This window comes from Gemmatimonadota bacterium, from assembly GCA_016719105.1.
Classification (GTDB): domain Bacteria; phylum Gemmatimonadota; class Gemmatimonadetes; order Gemmatimonadales; family Gemmatimonadaceae; genus SCN-70-22.
In genome coordinates, this window is record JADKAQ010000014.1 from 46,635 (window position 1) to 63,237 (window position 16,603).

Sequence of the window (16,603 nt, forward strand, 5' to 3'; positions counted from 1 at the left end):
GGACCGTGCAGGACGTCACCTCGCTCGTCCTCTCGGGGGACGCACGCGCCCCCGTCGTCGAGCAGCTCGTTCCGCTGGTGTACGACGAGCTGCGGCGCATCGCGCGGCGTCACCTGCGCGGCGAGCAAGCCGGGCACACGCTCTCGACCACGGCGCTGGTACACGAGGCCTATCTCCGTCTCGTGCACGTGCGCGACGTCCCCGACGAGAACCGCGCCCGCTTCCTCGCCGCGGCCTCGGTGGCGATGCGGCGCGTGTTGCTGGACTACGCGCGCTCCCGCAAGGCCGACAAGCGCGGCGGGGGGGGACGGGCGGTCACGCTCGACGACGCCCTCGCGGTAGCGGCCGATCAGACCGACCGGATCCTGGAGCTGGAGGAGGCACTGCAGCGGCTGGCCGAGATCGCCCCACGCCTGGTGCAGGTGGTGGAATGCCGATTCTTCGGCGGGTTGACGGAGGAGGAGACGGCGCTGGCGTTAGGCACCTCGGAGCGCACGGTGCGGCGCGACTGGCTCAAGGCGCGCGGCTGGCTGGCGGCGGAACTCGGCGGCTAGCGCCCGGTGCGCCTGACGGGCGGATCCTGCGGTGCGCCCGCGGGTCTCCCCGCGCCGCTGGTCCCGCGCGCCGCCGCCCCCCAACGCACGCGCCACTGCTCGTACTCGGCGCGCGCCGGCTGGCTGCGCCACGCCAGCCAGCCATGCCCCTCGAGCGTCGCCAGCGCCCGCACGTAGAGTGACTCGGCGACCGCACGATGGCCTTCCTGCGCGCGCAGGCGCGCGAGGAGGAGGATCGGCTCCATTGCCTCGAGCGACGCGGCGCCACCGCTCGCCACGTGATGATCGATCGCCTGCTGCAAGGCGCCCGCCGCCACGGCCGTCTCGCCCGTCGCCATCGCCGCAGCGCCGATGGCGGTATGCACTTCGCCAAAGCGTGGATGCGCCGGCGGGAGCGTGCGTTGCGCCATGTGCAGCGCCGAGTCGAGGAGCTGGCGGGCCTCGCGCCCCCGACCCTGGGCCAGGAGGGCGCGTCCCATCCAGTGGACCGGTTGTGACACAAAGCCGTGTTTCTCCCCCAGCACGCGACGCGCGTCGGCGAGGACGGCGCGGAATTTCGCCTCGGCCTCGACCGGGTGCCCAGCCAGGAGCTCGGCGCGCGCAACGTTGTTGCGGCAGATGAGGACCCCGAGCCCGTCGTGACCGTAGCGCCGCTCGAGCATCGTGACGGCTTCACGGAAGAGCGCATCGGCCGCAGCAAACTCCCCGCGGTCCATGCGTGCGAAGGCCAGGTTGTTGAGCGCCTCGGCCACGCGCTCGTGCCCGTCGGGGTAGTTGAGGCGCTGGATGCGCAGGACCTCCTCCTCGATGAGGGCCACGCTGTCCTTCTCGCCGAGGTAGTCGAGCGACAAGGCATGGTTCATGAGCGTCAGCGCATGTGACGGGTCGTTGGCGGGGACGCGCCCCCCTTCCAGTGCGAGGGCGCGCCGGAACGCGCTGTCGGCCGCGAGGTAGCGCCCGCCGTCGAGGAGGGTGACGCCGAGGTCGTTCCAGTGTGACGACAGGCGCAACGGGTCGACCTGGGCCCGCGTGGCGAGTGTGATCGACGTGCGGTAGGCGGTCTCGGCCTCGCGGAGCTCCGAGCGCTGGCGCAGGATGGCGCCGAGGATGTGGTAGGCCTCGGACAGCGTGGTGTCGCCGACACCGACCCGGCGATAGCGGGTGATGGCGGCCTGCGCGAGCGAGTCGGCGGAGGCGAGCTTGCCTGCATTGAGGCGCACGCTCGCCAGCTGCATGGCGGTGGTGGCCCGCGCCCGCTCGGGGTCGACGTCGACGCTGTCGGCCAGGCGCAGCGCGCGCACGAGGATCGAGTCGGCCGAGGCGATGCGTCCGAGGTTGCGGTAGATCTCGCCTAACGTGAGCATCAGGTCGAGCTTGAGCGCGGGCTGCGAGGCGAAGGTTGCGTCGAGGCGCCGGGTGGCGCGGTCGAGCATCTCGCCGGCGGTGAGCGAGTCCCCGCGCGCCTTGGCCGGGTCGGACTCGCGGAAGACGTCGGCGAGGAACTGCCGCGCCGCGATGGCGCGCGCCGCCTCGCGGCCGGCACGCCGCGCCTGCCAGGCGATGCCGGCGCTTCCCGCCAGCAGGGCGAGCGCCACGACCGCACCGGCACCGACGCCGACACGATTGCGCGCGACAAACTTGCGCGTGCGATATCGCCACGTGTCGGCGCGGGCGGCAATCGGATGCCCGGCGAGGTGACGCCGCAGGTCGGCGGCGAACTGGTCGACCGTGCGGTAGCGCCGCTCCGGCTCCACCCGGAGTGCGGTCTGGACGATGGTGTCGAGGTCCTCGCGCAGGGTGCGGCGCAGGCGCTCCAGGCTCGTCCCCCGTGCCGCGGCCGCCGGCGCGTCGACCACGTGCGAGGGGAGGGCCACGGGGCGCTGCAGCACGATGGCGGGCCACTGCGCGGTAGGGTGCGATCGCAGCTGGTGCGGGAGGACCCCGGTGAGGAGCTGGTAGAGCACCACACCTAACGAGTAGGCGTCGCTCCCCGTGGTCACCGGCTCGTCGCGCCACTGCTCGGGGGCTGCATACTCGGGGGTGAAGGCGCGCACCCCGGCCTGCGTCAACCCGGCGTCGCTGTCCTCCAGCAGCTTGGCGATCCCGAAGTCGAGCAGCTTCACCTGCCCATCCGCCGTCACCAGGATGTTCGACGGCTTGAGGTCGCGATGGATCACCAGGCGCTGGTGCGCGGCCTGCACCGCATCACAGACGGAGAGCAGGAGCGACAGGCGTGCCTCGATACCCAGCTTTCGACGATCACACCAGCTGTCGAGCGGTTCTCCCTCGACGTACTCCATCGCGAACCACGGTTGCCCGTCGTCGCTGATCCCGCCGTCGATGAGCCTCGAGATGTTGGGGTGTTCGAGCCGCGCGAGGATCTGGCGCTCGCGCAGGAAGCGCTCGCGCCCCTCGTGATCGCCGCGCGCACGATGCCCCATCTTGAGGGCCACGCGTTGTTCGAACTGCCCGTCGGCCCGTTCCGCCAGGTACACGGCGCCCATCCCCCCCTCGCCGATCTGTCGCACCAGGTGATACGGGCCGATGCGCTCCCCGTCCCCATGCGTCGTGGACTCGCTGTGCGCCATGGCGCCAGCGACCACCTCGGGCGAGAGCGCGACCGGGAAGTCATCGATGGCGCCGTCGAGGAAGCGCTCGGCCCACTGCGCCAGCCCGCGATCGTCGCCGCAGGCCTGGGCGACCATGGCGCGCGCCGCCTCGCGCGGGAGGTCGAGCGCCGCCTCGAGCACGGGCTCGAGGGTGATCCACTCATCCTTGGTGGGCGAACGCATCTCGGCGGAGGAAGGGGCGGAGTCGGGGAACGCCTGCCCCCGGGACGCATGGAGGAGGGACCCGGGGACAGCGACCGCGTGCGGCGAGCGAAGATGCACGGCGCCCGGCGGCGGCGGGAGGGCGAGCGGGCGCGCGAATCGGGACGCCGCCACGTCGACCAGCCGGAGGGTGGGAGGGGTGTGACGTGCGTCGGCACGTCGGCCGGGCGCACGACCGACCGCCACCTGCAATGGTGACGGCCGGTCGCGATGCCCGTGCGACCGCCTAGTTCATCGCGCAGCCGATCTGGGACAACCGGCTGGACCCGATCTTCCAGTTCTGCTGCACGAGGAAGTGCTTCACGCCGACCTTGATGTTGGCCTTGGCACCGTTAGGCGTCGTGTACGTGGACCCGAACTTCCAGGCACACTTGTCGGCGTTTTCCTGTCCCGGCGACTGGGCGTCGTACCACGCATTGAACTGCGGATCGGTGACCGTTTCCACCAGCTCGTGCGCCAGCGCCGACACCTCCGCGTCCACCCCCAGGTTGTCGTTGGGGCTCTTGTTTTCAATCAGGTTGGCAGTGCAGATCGCCTTCGAGGCCGCATACGGCATCACGGCGTACTTGATGACGTAGTTGAAGCCGCCGTAGATGTACGAGAACTTGCTGTGATAGGCGCAGTAGCCATCCGTCACGCCGAACTTGCCACCGAGATTCACCCCTGGCCCCGTAAAGACGGTGTAGATCGTGCTCACGTCGGGGGCGTACTTCGACCAGAATCCCGACTTGATCATGTTGCGGATCGCCGCGTCGCTCGGGGCCGTCCCGGGATTGCTGGCATTGGCCCAGAAGCGGGTGTAGTAGAGTGCGTTAGGCACGCCGCGGCCCTGCGCATCGGTATAGTCCTGGTTGATCTTCCAGTACGGGGTCTGCCCGATGTTGCGCATGAAGTAGCCGAGGAGCGAGTAGTCATTGTTTCCGCTCCCGACCGTCCCGGGGGTGGGGCCGTTCGTGTAGATGGTGTTGGGCCCCCAGTAGATCGCCACGACCTTGTTGGCGCTGTGCATGATCGGGCCGCCGTGATAGAGGATCGGGTAGGTCTGGGCCGCCGAGGAGACGTCGCCGAACTGCGTCGGCCCGCCCAGGCGCAACGCCTCCCGCGCGCGAATCGCCTCGGTCTGGGGAATGGTCGGGAACCACCCACGCCGCTCCATGGAGGCGTCCGAGTCGGCGGTCACGTCGATGCTGGCGTCGATCGGGTTCTCGCCGGCGGCCTGGCGTGGGGCCGTGGTCGCCTCATCCGAGCAGGCGGCGAGCGTGGCGACCGCCGCAAGGGCGGCGACGCGAACGAGCAGGGTACGGAAGTGCATGGTCTCCTCTCCAAGGTTGGCGGCGCGACGTGCGCCCACACGGGGAGAGGCGCAATTCGGCCCAAGAAGCGGCCACGCCCGCCGTCGGATCGTGCGTATGCGATCGTCCGCCCCCTCGGCAGGGGCGACGAGGCGAGCGCGCGAGGCCGATGGTGCGATGCGAGCGCGCTTGCGCCCTCGAGCGATCGGCCGCAACGTCACCGCCCGACGCACGCCCGATGACTCGTCCCCTCGCATGGCATAGGCAATGACAGGCGCAACGTGGCGGTTGGCCGTACTGATGATGCTGGGTGTCACTCCCCTCGCCCTGCACGCGCAGGGACGCACCATCCCGGCCGAGGCGTTCCCCAGGCCCACCGGGCCGTACGCGGTGGGGACGCTCGACACCGTGTGGGTCGACTCCTCGCGCGCCGAGACGCTCACCAAGACGCCTAACGACAAGCGCCACGTCCCGGTCCGCATCTGGTACCCCGCCGCAGCGACGGGACAGGCCCCGGCCCGCTACGTCCAGCGTCCAGAGGAGTTCGGCTCGCCGTCGCCCTTCGCCGAGGTGTTGCACGTGACGACGCACGCGGTGTCGGGGGCCCCGATCGCTGCGGGCAACACCCGGTATCCGGTGCTGCTCTACAACCCTGGCGGAGGATGGAACCGCTTCACCGCCACCTTCCAGGTCGAGCAGCTGGCGAGCCTGGGGTACATCGTGGTGAGCGCGGACCACCTTGGTTTCAACCAGAGCAGCGCACTGGCCAACGGATATCACTTCAAGGGCGATACCCTCGGCTTCCCCGAGCCGTCCAACACCGACGTGCGGGGCGACGCCCTCGCCAGCTGGGACTACCTCGAGCGTGTGCTCTTCCCCATCTGGGTGGCCGACGCACAGTTCGTGCTCGACCGGATCGGCGCGCTACAGCGCGATGCAGCCTCGCCGCTCAGGGGGCGACTCGATCTCGGGCGCATCGGCGCGTTTGGCTGGTCGTTCGGCGGCGCGACATCGGTCGACCTCCTGGTGCGCGACGCGCGCATCAAGGCGGCGATCGACCAGGACGGACAGCTCTTCGGGCTGGGGCGCGTGAAAGGGAGCGCTCGTCCGGTCATGCTGGTGCACAGCACCGACGACCCGCGGAAGACCGTGCCGGAGAGCCAGCACGGGATCCTCGCGGAGTTGCTGGCGACGGTGGAAGGATGGGACGAGAAGTTCCGTAGCACATCCACGCATGACGTCTACGACCTTCGGATCGCCGGCACCGCGCACGGCCACTTCTCGGACCTCACCCTCTTCTTTCCGCAGGACTCGACGGCGCTCGCGCCCCGGCGTGCGCACGAGATCATCACCGCGTACACCGTCGCCTTCTTCGACCAGTACCTCAAGGGGGAGACGAGCACGCTGCTGAAGAGTGAGGGGGCGGGCTTTCCTGAGGCGACCCTGGTGAGGAAGTCGGCCAAGCGATATGCCCGTCGGGGGTGGCTGGGCGCTCGAGCAACCGCGTGCGCACGCTCGGCACTACGCCGGCGACAGCACCGGCAGCACGAGCTGACACTGCCGCCCATCCAGCACGAGGCGCTGTCCCCCGGCCGCCGGCACGCGCTCGAACGTCGAGGCGTCGGCGCCCGCGATCGAGAAGCGGAGGGCCCAACCAGCCGGAAGCTCGAAGGCCACGGGGCGAATGCGTACCTCGACGTCGAGCGACTCCACGGCGTGTTGCAGCCGCTGCGTCCCTTCGGTCAGCAATCGGACGTGACCGCCCGGGTCGATGGATTCAACGTAGACGTGCAGCGCGGCATCCGGTGCGTCGGCCGAAAGGCGGCAGGTGAACCGGCCGGCCCCGAAGACGCGAAGCGGCGTAGCCAGAGTCGCCGAGGTCCACGAACGCAGCCCCACGGCACGCGCGCGATCGGGGGCATCGACGGGGCGCGCGAGTCCCGAGGTCCATCGATTCAACCGTCCGGTGGTCGCGTCGTAGTTCACCACCAGGGGCATCATCGCGTCGCCGATGCGCAGGCTCGTGTCGCCTTCTGACATGTTGTCATTCAGGCGGTTCCCGGCGACCGTCCACGCTCGCTCCTGCGTGGTGGGCCACGCCGTCGCGCGCTGCCACCGCTCGGTCCCGGCGACGAACCACGCGTACGTTGGTGCCGGCCGACCACGCGGTTCGCCGTTTGCCGCCGATGGGGAGAGGTGTCGCGAGAAGAAGGCAACCACCGAGTCGAGCGAGACCGTCGGCGTCTCGCTGGCGCCCCGCCGCAGCGGGCTGGCGTTCGCGGTGCCTTCGTGGTCCCACGGGCCGATGCGCGCTTCGAGAATCGGCATGGCACGCGTCGCGCGAAAGACCGCGTCGGCAGTGGCGCCGTCCCACCAGCTCCCCCAGATGCCGACGACCGCAGAGGTGGTGGCCAGGGCGCTGACATGTCCCGCCGGGCCGAGCGAGTCGGTCGGCGGTCCGTCCGGGCCAAAACGATCGTGCGCCTGACGGACCGCCGCGGCACGCTGCGCCACGCTCGAGGCGGGGCGCGCCGCCTGGAGCGCACGCAGCGCCACCCCGTCACGATCGTCGTCGCGTCGCTGCACACCACGGGTGACCCACCGGGCGAACGACGGAAACATCTCGGGATAGGTGCCGTGATCGAGATCGTGCACGGCGCGGCTCCACACATCGACAAACGCGATGTTGCGCACGCCCCCCGGGGCCAGCGTCTCGTCGACCAGCTCCCATTCGATCTGCCTGGCGAGGACCGCCTTGAGCGCCGGGCGTCCCGCCGCCGCGGCGAGCAATGCGGTGGTCCCCTCGTACGACACCCCGGTCGCTCCCACGGCGCCGTTGGACCACGGTTGCGCGACGATCCAGTCGATGATCGCCCCCATGTCCCCCACTTCGCCTGCCGACCACGGCCACGGCCACTCCCCTTCCGACGCTCCCGTCCCGCGTACGTCGGTCACGACAACGGCGTAGCCGGCGGCGTGCAGGCGAGCGACGATCCCGTCGCGCGGCCCCTGCGGAATGCGGCCACCGCCTCCGCCGCCAATCAGGCGAAAGCTGCGCCAGTACCGCGTCTGGATCAGGACGGTCGGCACCCCCGTCGCCGGGACGCCGCTCGGAAGGATGAGATCGGCCGCGAGCCCGATGCCGTCCGTGCTCCTGATCGTGGGGTGCGTCACTGCCACACTCGACGAACGGCATCCAGCGATGATGGCCAGAGACGAGAAGAGAGCGGCACCGACAACTGAACGGCCGATTCGCATGACCCGGAGCTCGAGATTGATATATGCGTACACATATATTCCGCTGAGCCTATGTTATCGGCGCTCGGGTCGTGCCGTCAACTCCCTCCCCTGACCGACATGTCGCTGCGCCACGCGATTCTCGGCTTTCTCTCGCTTCGGCCGCTCACGGGCTACGACCTGAAGCGGTACTTCGATAACTCGATCCGACACTTCTGGTCCGCCGATCAGGCGGGGATCTATCGCGCGCTCAACGACCTGTCGGACGAGGGGTTGGTGACGCATGAGCGCGTGGCACAGCAGACCCGCCCCGATCGCAAGGTGTACCACGCCACGCCGGCCGGCCTCGCGGCGCTCGACGCGTGGCTTGCCGCACCGGCCCCGGCGGTCGTGCGTCGAGAGCCGCTGCTCATCAAGCTCTTCTTCGCCAAACGGCTGGCACCGGAAGCGCTTCGCCAGCTGCTCGAGGAGGAACTCGCCAGCGTCGAAGCCGAGTTGGAGACCTTTCGCGGGATAGTCGCGAGCATCCGGGCCGAGCCGAACACGAGCGACGAGTCGGAGCTGCTGGGGCCGCTGATCACGTTGACCAACGGCGTCCGGACGGTCGCGGCGCAGCGCGATTGGCTGCGCGCACTGCTGGGCATGCAGGTGGCCGGGGCGCTCACAGCGGGGGCGCTGTTCGAGGAACTGGCGGAGCAGTTGCAGCCGTAGTTTGCTGTCGAGCACGGGCGACGCGTGTGGCGTCGCCCGACGTCACGTCCACTTCTTGCGCACGGACATTCGACATGGCGCGCCTCACGCTCCGCTCGCTGTTGCTGGCTGCCGTCTGGCCGTCGGCGACCGGCTTCGCCATTCACGACCTCACCAAGGCCCCGTTCGACCCCACCACGGCGCTCGGCATGGGCTACATCGCGCGCGTCGAGCCGACGCGCCTGACGATGATGTGTCCCGACTGCATCGGCAGCCCGACGATCGACGTGCAGCTCGGCCGACAGGACGACGGGACCGAGGGGCGCTTCCGTGCGGGGACGACGACGGTGTCTCAGCTCGAAACGGCGTGCCGAGCGCGCGAGGCGTCGTGCCGGATCGAGCGACTGCAGGTGGAGCCCGCCGTCGGATGGATGAGCAGCTATCGCATGGGCGCGCAGTTCGCGCACACGACCGTCGTGCTCCGCGATGGTGACCTGCTCACGGTGCGCACGCAGGCCAGCGATTCGGCGTCCGCCAGGCGCAACGCCGACGCCATGGTGGTGAAGCTGGTGCGGGGCGTCGTCGGCCAGTGAGCGAGGCCTCGCGCGAGCGGGAGTGCACGGGCTCCCACCCGTGGGCATCGCAGTGGGTGACGGTGGAGAGGGCCGGCGCAGGGGGTGACGGCTGGCCGGCCACTCGACTGGTGTGGAAGCGTGCGAAAGCGGGGCGCCGCGAACCGGTCGGGCACGTAGTTTAGCCGGGTCTTTCTGTACCAGGGCGGTGCCGTGACGGTGCGATGACGGCTGGCTCGTCACCCCGCCTCGTCCGCCGCATGGCCCGCGCGTCTCCCTTCTCATCCGTCCACCATGACCGTACCCACGTCGACCGGCGACGCGGCGATCGAGGCAGCGCCGAGCACGGCGACTGGCCCTTCGTGGCCGCTCTGGCAGCGCGTGCTGCTGCGCTTCTTCTTCGTGTATCTGCTCCTCCAGATCACGCCGTGGAACTGGTTCGCGATCGTGCCGGGGGTCGAAGCGTTAGGCAACCTCTGGTCCCGCGGGGTCGACGCCGCGGTCGTGGCCGCCAATCGCGCGCTCTTCCACGTCGCCGATCCGTTGGTGGCGGTGAATGGCAGCGGCGACACGTCGTGGGCGTGGGCGGAGTTGCAGCTGTACCTGGTGGTCGCCGCTGCGGCAACGCTCGTGTGGAGCGTGATCGACCGGCGCCGTCCGCACCATGAGCGGCTCGCGTGGTGGCTGCGCCTGGTCGTGCGCTACTACATCGCCACCTTCGCGCTGAGCTACGGGATCATCAAGCTGTTCGGCCTGCAGATGCTCTTCCCCACGCTCAGCCAGCTTGCCACCCCGCTCGGCGACTTCCTCCCGATGCGCTTCAGCTGGATGTTCATCGGCTATTCGTTCAAGTACCAGTTCTTTTCCGGTGTCGCCGAGACGGTGGCCGGGGTGCTACTGCTGTATCGGCGCACCGTCACCGCCGGGCTGCTCGCCGCCACGGGGGCATTCCTCAACGTCGTGATGATCAACCTGTCGTACGACGTGCCGGTCAAGCTGTTCGCCAGCCACCTGCTGTTGGCCTGCCTGTTCCTGCTCGCGCTCGACGCGCCACGACTGCTCGACTTCTTCGTCTTCAATCGCCCGACAGCAGCCACGGTGGCGTACGACCTGCCGTTCACGCACCGCTGGCAGCGTTGGGGGGCGCGCGCGGTGAAGGCGGTGATCGTCGTCCAGATCCTGATCCTCCCGCTGTGGAACGGTTGGACGCGCTACCAGGCCGCCGCAGGGGCGCAGCCCACGGGCCCCTTCGCGGTCGGCGTGTACCAGGTGCGTCGCTTCGTGGTGAACGGTACCGAGGTGCCGTACACGATGGGCGACTCGCTGCGCTGGAACGACGTGATCTTCGACAACAGCTCGGCCGGGAGCGTCGGGACGCGCGATCCGGTCTTCTGGCAGCGATACCGGCGCGGGTACTTTCGCTACGCGACCGACACCGCGGCGAAGGTGGCGAGCGTCTGGAAGACGTCGACGATTCCGGGCGACAGCACCTTCATGTTCCGCATGCGATACGACGTCCGCGATTCGATGACCGTGGCGTTGCACACGATGATCCGCGGCGATTCAGTGCATGCCGAGCTGGTACGCGTCCCCCGGCATTTTCAGCTGGCGGAGCGGCAGTTCCATTGGATCTCCGAGTACAATCGGTAGACGACATCGCACGCACGGTCGACGGCCCTGGCCGATGCTGGGCGCCCGCGCGGCCGCCTTCACCCTGACCCTGGATTCCTGATGCGCGGACTTCGTGAGACGGTACGAGTGAGGCTCGCCGTGGTGTTGCTGTGCACGGCGGTGCCGGCGGCGCTGCAAGCGCAGGCACGGGGCGACTCGCTGGTCCCCGCCGACGCGCCCAACTGCCGAGTGTCTTCGCCGCCCGACGCGGCGGGGATATCGGCCACGCCGGGCGGCTTCGTGATCGTCTTTCCGCGCAACGATGCGCTCACCGATCGATACACCGGGTGCAAGCTGCTCTGGATCGCCGATACCGATCGCACGCCGCGCCTTGCAACGCTCTACTTCGAGCGGGGCCAGCTCGCGCGCGCTGTCGCGCACGACGTGCGCGATGCGGGCGGTGCCGTGGAGGGGGCGTGTGCGTTTCCCGAGGGACGATCGCTTCTCCCCAACGCGGGGCGTCGCCTGGGCGATGCCGCCTGTCGCGGGTTCAGCGGCGAGTCGCTGTACGCGTTGCGCGTCCCCACCTGGCCGCGCAGCTGCATGACCAAACCGGACGACGCGGTGTGCAGCGCTGATCCCCGGTAGCAGCACGCCAGCTGCACGCCAGTTCCTGGTCAGCCCTGACCTGCTCCGGGCGAACCCCCGTTCGCTCTCGGCCTGCCCCGCGCCCGCCGGCGGCGGCCGGTCCGCCTAACGGGCCGCAGCCCCCAGGCTGCCGCGTGCTTCCGGTCATGTCTCCGTTCTCCTCCGTCGCGTCGTCATGCGCTCCCCTGCGGCCCCCCTGATCCTTGGCACGTTACCGGCGATTGTGGCCGGGGCCTTCGTACGCTGGATCGCCGACGTGACGCGCACCGTCTGGATGGTGCAGGGGGTGTCGGTGATGCTCTCGGTCGCGATGGCGTGGGGACATTCGCTGCTCGCTGGCGTCGGCGTGCTGGGAGCGGCGCTTGCGTTCGGCGGCTTGACGGGCCGGCGGTTGATGGCGATTGACGCGGCGCTGGCCCCCTGCTCGGCTTCGGGTTGCTGGCCGGCGCCGACACGCTGATGGTGCGAGGGGAGCGCCCTTCGCTTACCGGCTAAGGCGTTTGTCACGCACCCTTCATCGTCACGCAATGTTGTCGTAAGGCTTCGCTCATCCGAGGGCGTCATGGTGACCTCACCCGACACCTGGAGGCCCCATGACCACCGCCCCGCTCCCTCGCCTCACGCGCGAACCGAACGTCGTCCCCATGATCGACGTCCTGCTCGTCCTCCTCATCATCTTCATGATCGCCTCCGCGTCACAGCGGCGCGCGCTCGACTTGCAGCTGCCGCAACAGTCGTCCGGGGGCGCATCCGGCCCGTCGATCGTGCTCACGGTCGACCCCGGTCCTCGTTATGCGCTCAACGGGACCGTCATCGACGCGTCGCGCCTCGGTGCGGAGCTGACGCGCGCCTTCCGCGACCGGCCCGAGAAGATCCTCTTCGTGAAGGGGGCGCCGAGGGTGCGCTATCAGGAGGTCGTGTACGCCTTCGATGTCGCGCGCGGCGCCGGCGTGCGCGTCACGGGGGTCGTTCCCGGGCGCCCCTGACAGCGCATCGCTATCGCCGGGGCGCGCGCGCAAACGTCCTTGTGCTTTGCGCTGTCAGAGGGTCTTGTAGGTCACGTGGCGCGGCACGAGTCGCCGCGACCACGTCCCTCCCGAGTCACCCCGTGTCACCCCACTCATGACGCTCCCTGCCATGCGCTCCGCGATCCTGGTACTCGCCCTCGCGTCCTCGGCGACACGTCCATCGTCACTGCAGGCGCAGGCGCCGGACCGCTGGCAGCCGATTCGCGATTCCATCCAGGCGCAACTCCTCCGGGTGGGAGGAGCGGGCATGTCGGTCGCCGTGGCCAGGGGCGGCAAGATCATCTGGGAGGAGGGATTCGGGTGGGCCAACCGAGAGAAGCGGATAAGGGCCGACGAGCACACGATGTTCTCGCTGGCGTCGATCTCGAAGCCGATCACGTCGACGGGGCTCATGGTGCTCGCGCAGCGCGGCGCCATCGCCCTCGATCGCCCCGCCAACGATTATCTGGGGGCCGGAAAGCTCACCGGGTTGGCCGGCGACGCGTCGGGGGCGACGGTGCGGCGCGTGCTGTCGCACACCGCGGGACTCCCGCTGCACTACCAGTTCTTCTACGCCAACGAGTCTCGACATCCGCCCACGATGGACGAGACGATCGCGCGCTACGGGATCCTGGTTTCGCCGCCGGGTGAGACGTTCCGGTACTCCAACCTGGGGTACGGGATCGTCGACTACCTCATCACACGCACCTCAGGGCAGTCGTATCGCGACTTCATGCGGCAGGAGGTCTTCCTCCCGTTAGGCATGACGCACACCTCGATCGACATCGGGCCGGGACTGGAACCGTATGCGGCCGAGCGCTATGCGTGGGGCGGGAAGGTGGTGCCCTTCTACACGTTCGACCATCCGGGGGGATCGGCGGTCTACTCGAGCGCGCACGACCTCGTGCGCTTCGGGATGTTCCACCTCAAGGCGCACCTTGCCGACCAACGGGCGATCCTGCCCGACTCGACGATCGACGCCATGCAGCGTCCGGCGTCGCCGGCCGTCTTCGGCGACTCGACGGTGTCGTACGGACTTGGGTGGTTCCGTCACACGAACGACCACGGGTTGCCGCTGGTCGAGCATTCCGGTGGCATGCCGGGGGTCGCGACCGTGCTGCATCTCTACCCGACCGAGCAGCTGGCGATCACCGTGCTGACCAACGGGGGCGGCAATCCGCGTACGGTGGCGCAACAGATCGCGGCCGCGCTCGTCCCTCGTTATGCAGCGGCGCTCACGGCCGAGCGGTCGGCCGCGCCGGCTCCCGCCCCCGACGCACCCGGCAAGTTCGCGCCGGGGCCTGAGCTGGTGGGGACGTGGGAGGGGACGCTGCGCACCTGGCAGAAGACGCTCCCGATGCGCCTGACGGTGGAACAGGACGGCGACGTCAAGGTGCGCATCGGCCCCGAGCCGATCCCGGGCGAGGAGCCGTCGCCCGACATGCAGCTCGAGACGCTGCTCAACTTCATCTCGTGGCGATCCCCCGTGCTCGAGGCGGTCTTCACGGGGACGATCCCCACGCCGGACGCGAACTGGACGCCGCACTACGTCCAGCTCGAGTTGCGGCTGGCGGATGGCACGCTGCGCGGCCAGGCCAGCGCGCAGACGCCGGACACCCCGGTCTACTACTCGATCGCTTCCTACGTGGAGTTGCGGCGGAAGCGGTGAGCGCGGGTGACGCCTGGCATGTCGTTCGCGGCCAGGGTCCCAGGGCCGTGCACCCTGACGTCGACTTACTGGCCGTCGGTGATCCCGGCGTCGCTCCCCGTTGGAGCGGCGTCGATCGATTCGCGCGACGCCGCCTTCCTGGCAAGCGCGAGCGAGCCGGCGGCCGAAACGGCGCTCAACACGGTGACGGGGCCAAGGATGACCGTGGCCCGCAGCCACAGCGGAAGGACGCCGCTCGCCGCTCCCAAACCGAGCGCGACCAGCCCGAGCAGGGCCCCGACCGCCGCCCCCCACAGACCAAAGCGCGGGAGCGACAGTTCGTCGAATCGGCGACGTCCTTCGGCGATCCAAAGAAGGAAGGCGAAGACCACGCCGCAAAGGAAGCCGGGGATCGCCAGCGTCTGCGGCCACATGTCGAGGATCCTGCCATCGGGGTCCACGATCCCCTCCATGACGGCGCCACCGACGATGGCCCAGCCGAGGGCCCAGGTGAGCCCCATGCCAAGGGCACCACGCAGGCGTCGGAGCAGCCTCTTCATGGTGTCCTCATCAGGCGGTGGTTGCGGCACCAGGTCATCACGTCACCTGCTCCTGTCGATGTGAGGAAGTGAGCGTGCGATCATCCGCGGGGCAATGCCACCACGGCTGGCGCGCGCCTGCCTTCGCCTGCAGACTGTTGGCGCCGCCCCAACGGACCCCTGAGCCACTCGCGCCCACTCCAGGAGAGAGACCGATGGAACGCAAGACCGCGCACGACTTCGACCAGGAGCTGCTCATCCTGTTCGATGCCTACGTTCACGGAGGGATCGATCGCCGCACCTTCCTCGATCGCGCCTCCAAGTTCGCGGTGGGCGGGGTGACCGCGGCGATGCTGCTGGACCAGCTGAGCCCCAAGTTCCTGCAGGCGCAGGTCGTGAAGCCCGAGGACGCGCGCATCGAGCAGGAGTACCTGGAGTATGCCTCGCCTAACGGGTACGGGACGATGCGCGGCTACATCGCGCGCCCCGCCGGCGCCACCGGAAAAGCCCCCGGGATCCTGGTGATCCACGAGAACCGCGGGCTCAATCCGCACATCGAGGACATCACGCGACGCCTCGCCCTGGACGGCTTCGTCGCGTTCGCCCCGGATGCCCTCTTCCCGCTGGGCGGCTATCCCGGCGATGAGGACAAGGCCCGCGAGCTGTTCCCGAAGCTCGAGCAGCCCAAGACGCGCGAGGATTTCGTCGCCGCGGCGGCCTTCCTCAAGGGACGGCCGGAGTGCACGGGGAAGATCGGCGCGGTCGGCTTCTGCTACGGCGGCGGCATGGTCAACTTCCTGGCGACCCGCCTGGGGACCGACCTGTCGGCCGGGGTTCCGTTCTACGGCTCCGCGCCCAACCTCGAGGACGTGGCGAAGATCCGCGCCCCGCTCATGGTGCAGTCAGCCGAGACCGATCCGCGCATCAACGCCAGCTGGCCGGACTTCGAGAAGGCGCTGCAGGCGGCCAACGTGAAGTACGAGCGGCACCTCTATCCGGGGACGCAGCACGGCTTTAACAACGACACCACGCCGCGCTACGACGCAGCGGCCGCCAAGCTGGCGTGGGGGCGTACGATCGCGTTCTTCCGGGAGCACGTGCGCTGAGCACCCGGCGCGCCGCAGGGCCCGGGCGCTGGGGTGCCCGGGTGCTGCGGTCCTGTGGCGCGGCCGTGACAGGTGCGTTCGTGGCGGGGCGCTCAGCCACCACCTCGCCTCGGTGACTCACCTGTCGGTGGCGGGCGACTCCTCCGCACGAGGGCGTGCCTCTTCCGCGCGAGGGGCTGCCCCTTCCACGCGAGAGCGACGGCCGCACTCGGCGGGCAAATGGCGCGACCAAGGCAACCGCTCGCAAGCCCGCGTGTGGTAGCTTCCTGCACCCCCTCCCCTTTCCAACGCCCGAACGAGGATACCCCCCTGCAGCGATCCAAGGCCGTCGCGCTTCAACAAGCGTGGGGCGACCGCCCCTGCGACCACCCGACGTTCTCGCGCGAGTACGACAACGGGGAGCGAACGGGGAACTACTGCTGCACGCAGTGCGGCGCCTCGATCTCGTTCCGCGAGAAGGCCGAGCTCATGGCGACGCGCAACGCCGCCCCCATGCGGCCGCGCCGCGGGTAGGCGGACGTTGCAGCTGACGCGGCAAGGCCGCCATCGTCGCGCCGTGACGATGGCAGGGGCGGGGGGGGCTGACGCGCCTGCTCGTGGCCGTTGGGCTGCTCGCGGCCGTGGCCTGTGCCCGCGCCCCCTCGCCACTGTTGGTCCCCCCACTCGACATTCGCGGCGATTCGCTCGCGGAGGCGCGGTGGATCGCACGCGCCGCGCAGGAGTGCCCCGGTCAGATCAAGGTCCTCTTCGACGAAGGGGCCAACGACCTCGTGCGCGACTCGCTCGCCCGCCCGGTCTTTCGCGCGCGCCGTCACCTCATCGGCGTGCAGTGCGGCCCGCGCTAGCACACGAGGCCCCACACGCTTGA

14 protein-coding genes are annotated in these 16,603 nt (G+C 69.7%); 11 read left to right on the forward strand and 3 right to left on the reverse strand.

Annotation, left to right across the window (positions count from 1 at the left end; all coding sequences use genetic code 11):
* Nucleotides 1–5 precede the first annotated feature (5 nt).
* Nucleotides 6–554 (forward strand): sigma-70 family RNA polymerase sigma factor, encoded by a 549-nt coding sequence (locus IPN47_14870; GenBank protein ID MBK9409297.1) that lies wholly within the window; start codon nucleotides 6–8, stop codon nucleotides 552–554.
* Here IPN47_14870 and IPN47_14875 read toward each other — a convergent pair.
* Both IPN47_14875 and IPN47_14880 read right to left on the reverse strand, forming a co-directional pair.
* Nucleotides 551–3,346 (reverse strand): protein kinase, encoded by a 2,796-nt coding sequence (locus IPN47_14875; protein ID MBK9409298.1) that lies wholly within the window; start codon nucleotides 3,344–3,346, stop codon nucleotides 551–553. The genes IPN47_14870 and IPN47_14875 overlap by 4 nt on opposite strands.
* A 265-nt stretch (nucleotides 3,347–3,611) precedes the next feature.
* Nucleotides 3,612–4,697, reverse strand: a complete 1,086-nt coding sequence (locus IPN47_14880; protein MBK9409299.1) for a hypothetical protein — start codon at nucleotides 4,695–4,697, stop codon at nucleotides 3,612–3,614.
* Nucleotides 4,698–4,977: 280 nt separating this feature from the next.
* Between IPN47_14880 and IPN47_14885 the strand changes: the two genes are divergently transcribed.
* From IPN47_14885 to IPN47_14920, 8 genes are all read left to right on the forward strand, one after another.
* On the forward strand, nucleotides 4,978–6,714 hold the full coding sequence (locus tag IPN47_14885; GenBank protein MBK9409300.1) for a hypothetical protein: 1,737 nt from the start codon (nucleotides 4,978–4,980) through the stop codon (nucleotides 6,712–6,714).
* 1,320 nt (nucleotides 6,715–8,034) lie between these two features.
* Nucleotides 8,035–8,625 (forward strand): PadR family transcriptional regulator, encoded by a 591-nt coding sequence (locus tag IPN47_14890; GenBank protein MBK9409301.1) that lies wholly within the window; start codon nucleotides 8,035–8,037, stop codon nucleotides 8,623–8,625.
* Between the two features lie 74 nt (nucleotides 8,626–8,699).
* Complete coding sequence (locus IPN47_14895) at nucleotides 8,700–9,197, forward strand: hypothetical protein (protein MBK9409302.1); 498 nt, start codon at nucleotides 8,700–8,702, stop codon at nucleotides 9,195–9,197.
* Between the two features lie 306 nt (nucleotides 9,198–9,503).
* A complete protein-coding gene (locus tag IPN47_14900; GenBank protein ID MBK9409303.1) occupies nucleotides 9,504–10,826 on the forward strand; it encodes a hypothetical protein in 1,323 nt (440 codons plus the stop codon).
* Between the two features lie 81 nt (nucleotides 10,827–10,907).
* The gene (locus IPN47_14905; protein MBK9409304.1) at nucleotides 10,908–11,435 is read left to right on the forward strand and encodes a hypothetical protein; all 528 of its coding nucleotides are present in this window, start codon (nucleotides 10,908–10,910) and stop codon (nucleotides 11,433–11,435) included.
* Nucleotides 11,436–11,610: 175 nt separating this feature from the next.
* The gene (locus IPN47_14910) at nucleotides 11,611–11,895 is read left to right on the forward strand and encodes a hypothetical protein (GenBank protein ID MBK9409305.1); all 285 of its coding nucleotides are present in this window, start codon (nucleotides 11,611–11,613) and stop codon (nucleotides 11,893–11,895) included.
* Between the two features lie 133 nt (nucleotides 11,896–12,028).
* On the forward strand, nucleotides 12,029–12,421 hold the full coding sequence (locus tag IPN47_14915; GenBank protein ID MBK9409306.1) for a biopolymer transporter ExbD: 393 nt from the start codon (nucleotides 12,029–12,031) through the stop codon (nucleotides 12,419–12,421).
* Nucleotides 12,422–12,557: 136 nt separating this feature from the next.
* Nucleotides 12,558–14,111 (forward strand): beta-lactamase family protein, encoded by a 1,554-nt coding sequence (locus IPN47_14920; protein MBK9409307.1) that lies wholly within the window; start codon nucleotides 12,558–12,560, stop codon nucleotides 14,109–14,111.
* A 65-nt stretch (nucleotides 14,112–14,176) separates the two neighbouring features.
* Here the strand turns inward: IPN47_14920 and IPN47_14925 are convergent, their stop codons facing one another.
* Nucleotides 14,177–14,650, reverse strand: coding sequence for a hypothetical protein (locus IPN47_14925; GenBank protein MBK9409308.1), 474 nt, complete (start codon nucleotides 14,648–14,650; stop codon nucleotides 14,177–14,179).
* Between the two features lie 194 nt (nucleotides 14,651–14,844).
* On the opposite strand from IPN47_14925, the gene IPN47_14930 reads away from it, so the two are divergent.
* Together IPN47_14930 and IPN47_14935 are read left to right on the forward strand one after the other, a co-directional pair.
* Nucleotides 14,845–15,735 carry a dienelactone hydrolase family protein gene (locus tag IPN47_14930; GenBank protein MBK9409309.1) on the forward strand — a complete coding sequence of 297 codons (891 nt, stop codon included), beginning with the start codon at nucleotides 14,845–14,847 and terminating at the stop codon, nucleotides 15,733–15,735.
* A 596-nt stretch (nucleotides 15,736–16,331) separates the two neighbouring features.
* Nucleotides 16,332–16,580 (forward strand): hypothetical protein, encoded by a 249-nt coding sequence (locus IPN47_14935; GenBank protein MBK9409310.1) that lies wholly within the window; start codon nucleotides 16,332–16,334, stop codon nucleotides 16,578–16,580.
* Nucleotides 16,581–16,603: the final 23 nt, after the last annotated feature.

Bases quoted from the DNA above. Each gene is read 5' to 3' on its own strand.
- IPN47_14875 (MBK9409298.1), bottom strand. From the start codon at position 3,346: ATGCGTTCGCCCACCAAGGATGAGTGGATCACCCTCGAGCCCGTGCTC.
- IPN47_14880 (MBK9409299.1), bottom strand. From the start codon at position 4,697: ATGCACTTCCGTACCCTGCTCGTTCGCGTCGCCGCCCTTGCGGCGGTC.
- IPN47_14885 (MBK9409300.1), top strand. From the start codon at position 4,978: ATGATGCTGGGTGTCACTCCCCTCGCCCTGCACGCGCAGGGACGCACC.
- IPN47_14890 (MBK9409301.1), top strand. From the start codon at position 8,035: ATGTCGCTGCGCCACGCGATTCTCGGCTTTCTCTCGCTTCGGCCGCTC.
- IPN47_14895 (MBK9409302.1), top strand. From the start codon at position 8,700: ATGGCGCGCCTCACGCTCCGCTCGCTGTTGCTGGCTGCCGTCTGGCCG.
- IPN47_14905 (MBK9409304.1), top strand. From the start codon at position 10,908: ATGCGCGGACTTCGTGAGACGGTACGAGTGAGGCTCGCCGTGGTGTTG.
- IPN47_14910 (MBK9409305.1), top strand. From the start codon at position 11,611: ATGCGCTCCCCTGCGGCCCCCCTGATCCTTGGCACGTTACCGGCGATT.
- IPN47_14915 (MBK9409306.1), top strand. From the start codon at position 12,029: ATGACCACCGCCCCGCTCCCTCGCCTCACGCGCGAACCGAACGTCGTC.
- IPN47_14920 (MBK9409307.1), top strand. From the start codon at position 12,558: ATGACGCTCCCTGCCATGCGCTCCGCGATCCTGGTACTCGCCCTCGCG.
- IPN47_14925 (MBK9409308.1), bottom strand. From the start codon at position 14,650: ATGAAGAGGCTGCTCCGACGCCTGCGTGGTGCCCTTGGCATGGGGCTC.
- IPN47_14930 (MBK9409309.1), top strand. From the start codon at position 14,845: ATGGAACGCAAGACCGCGCACGACTTCGACCAGGAGCTGCTCATCCTG.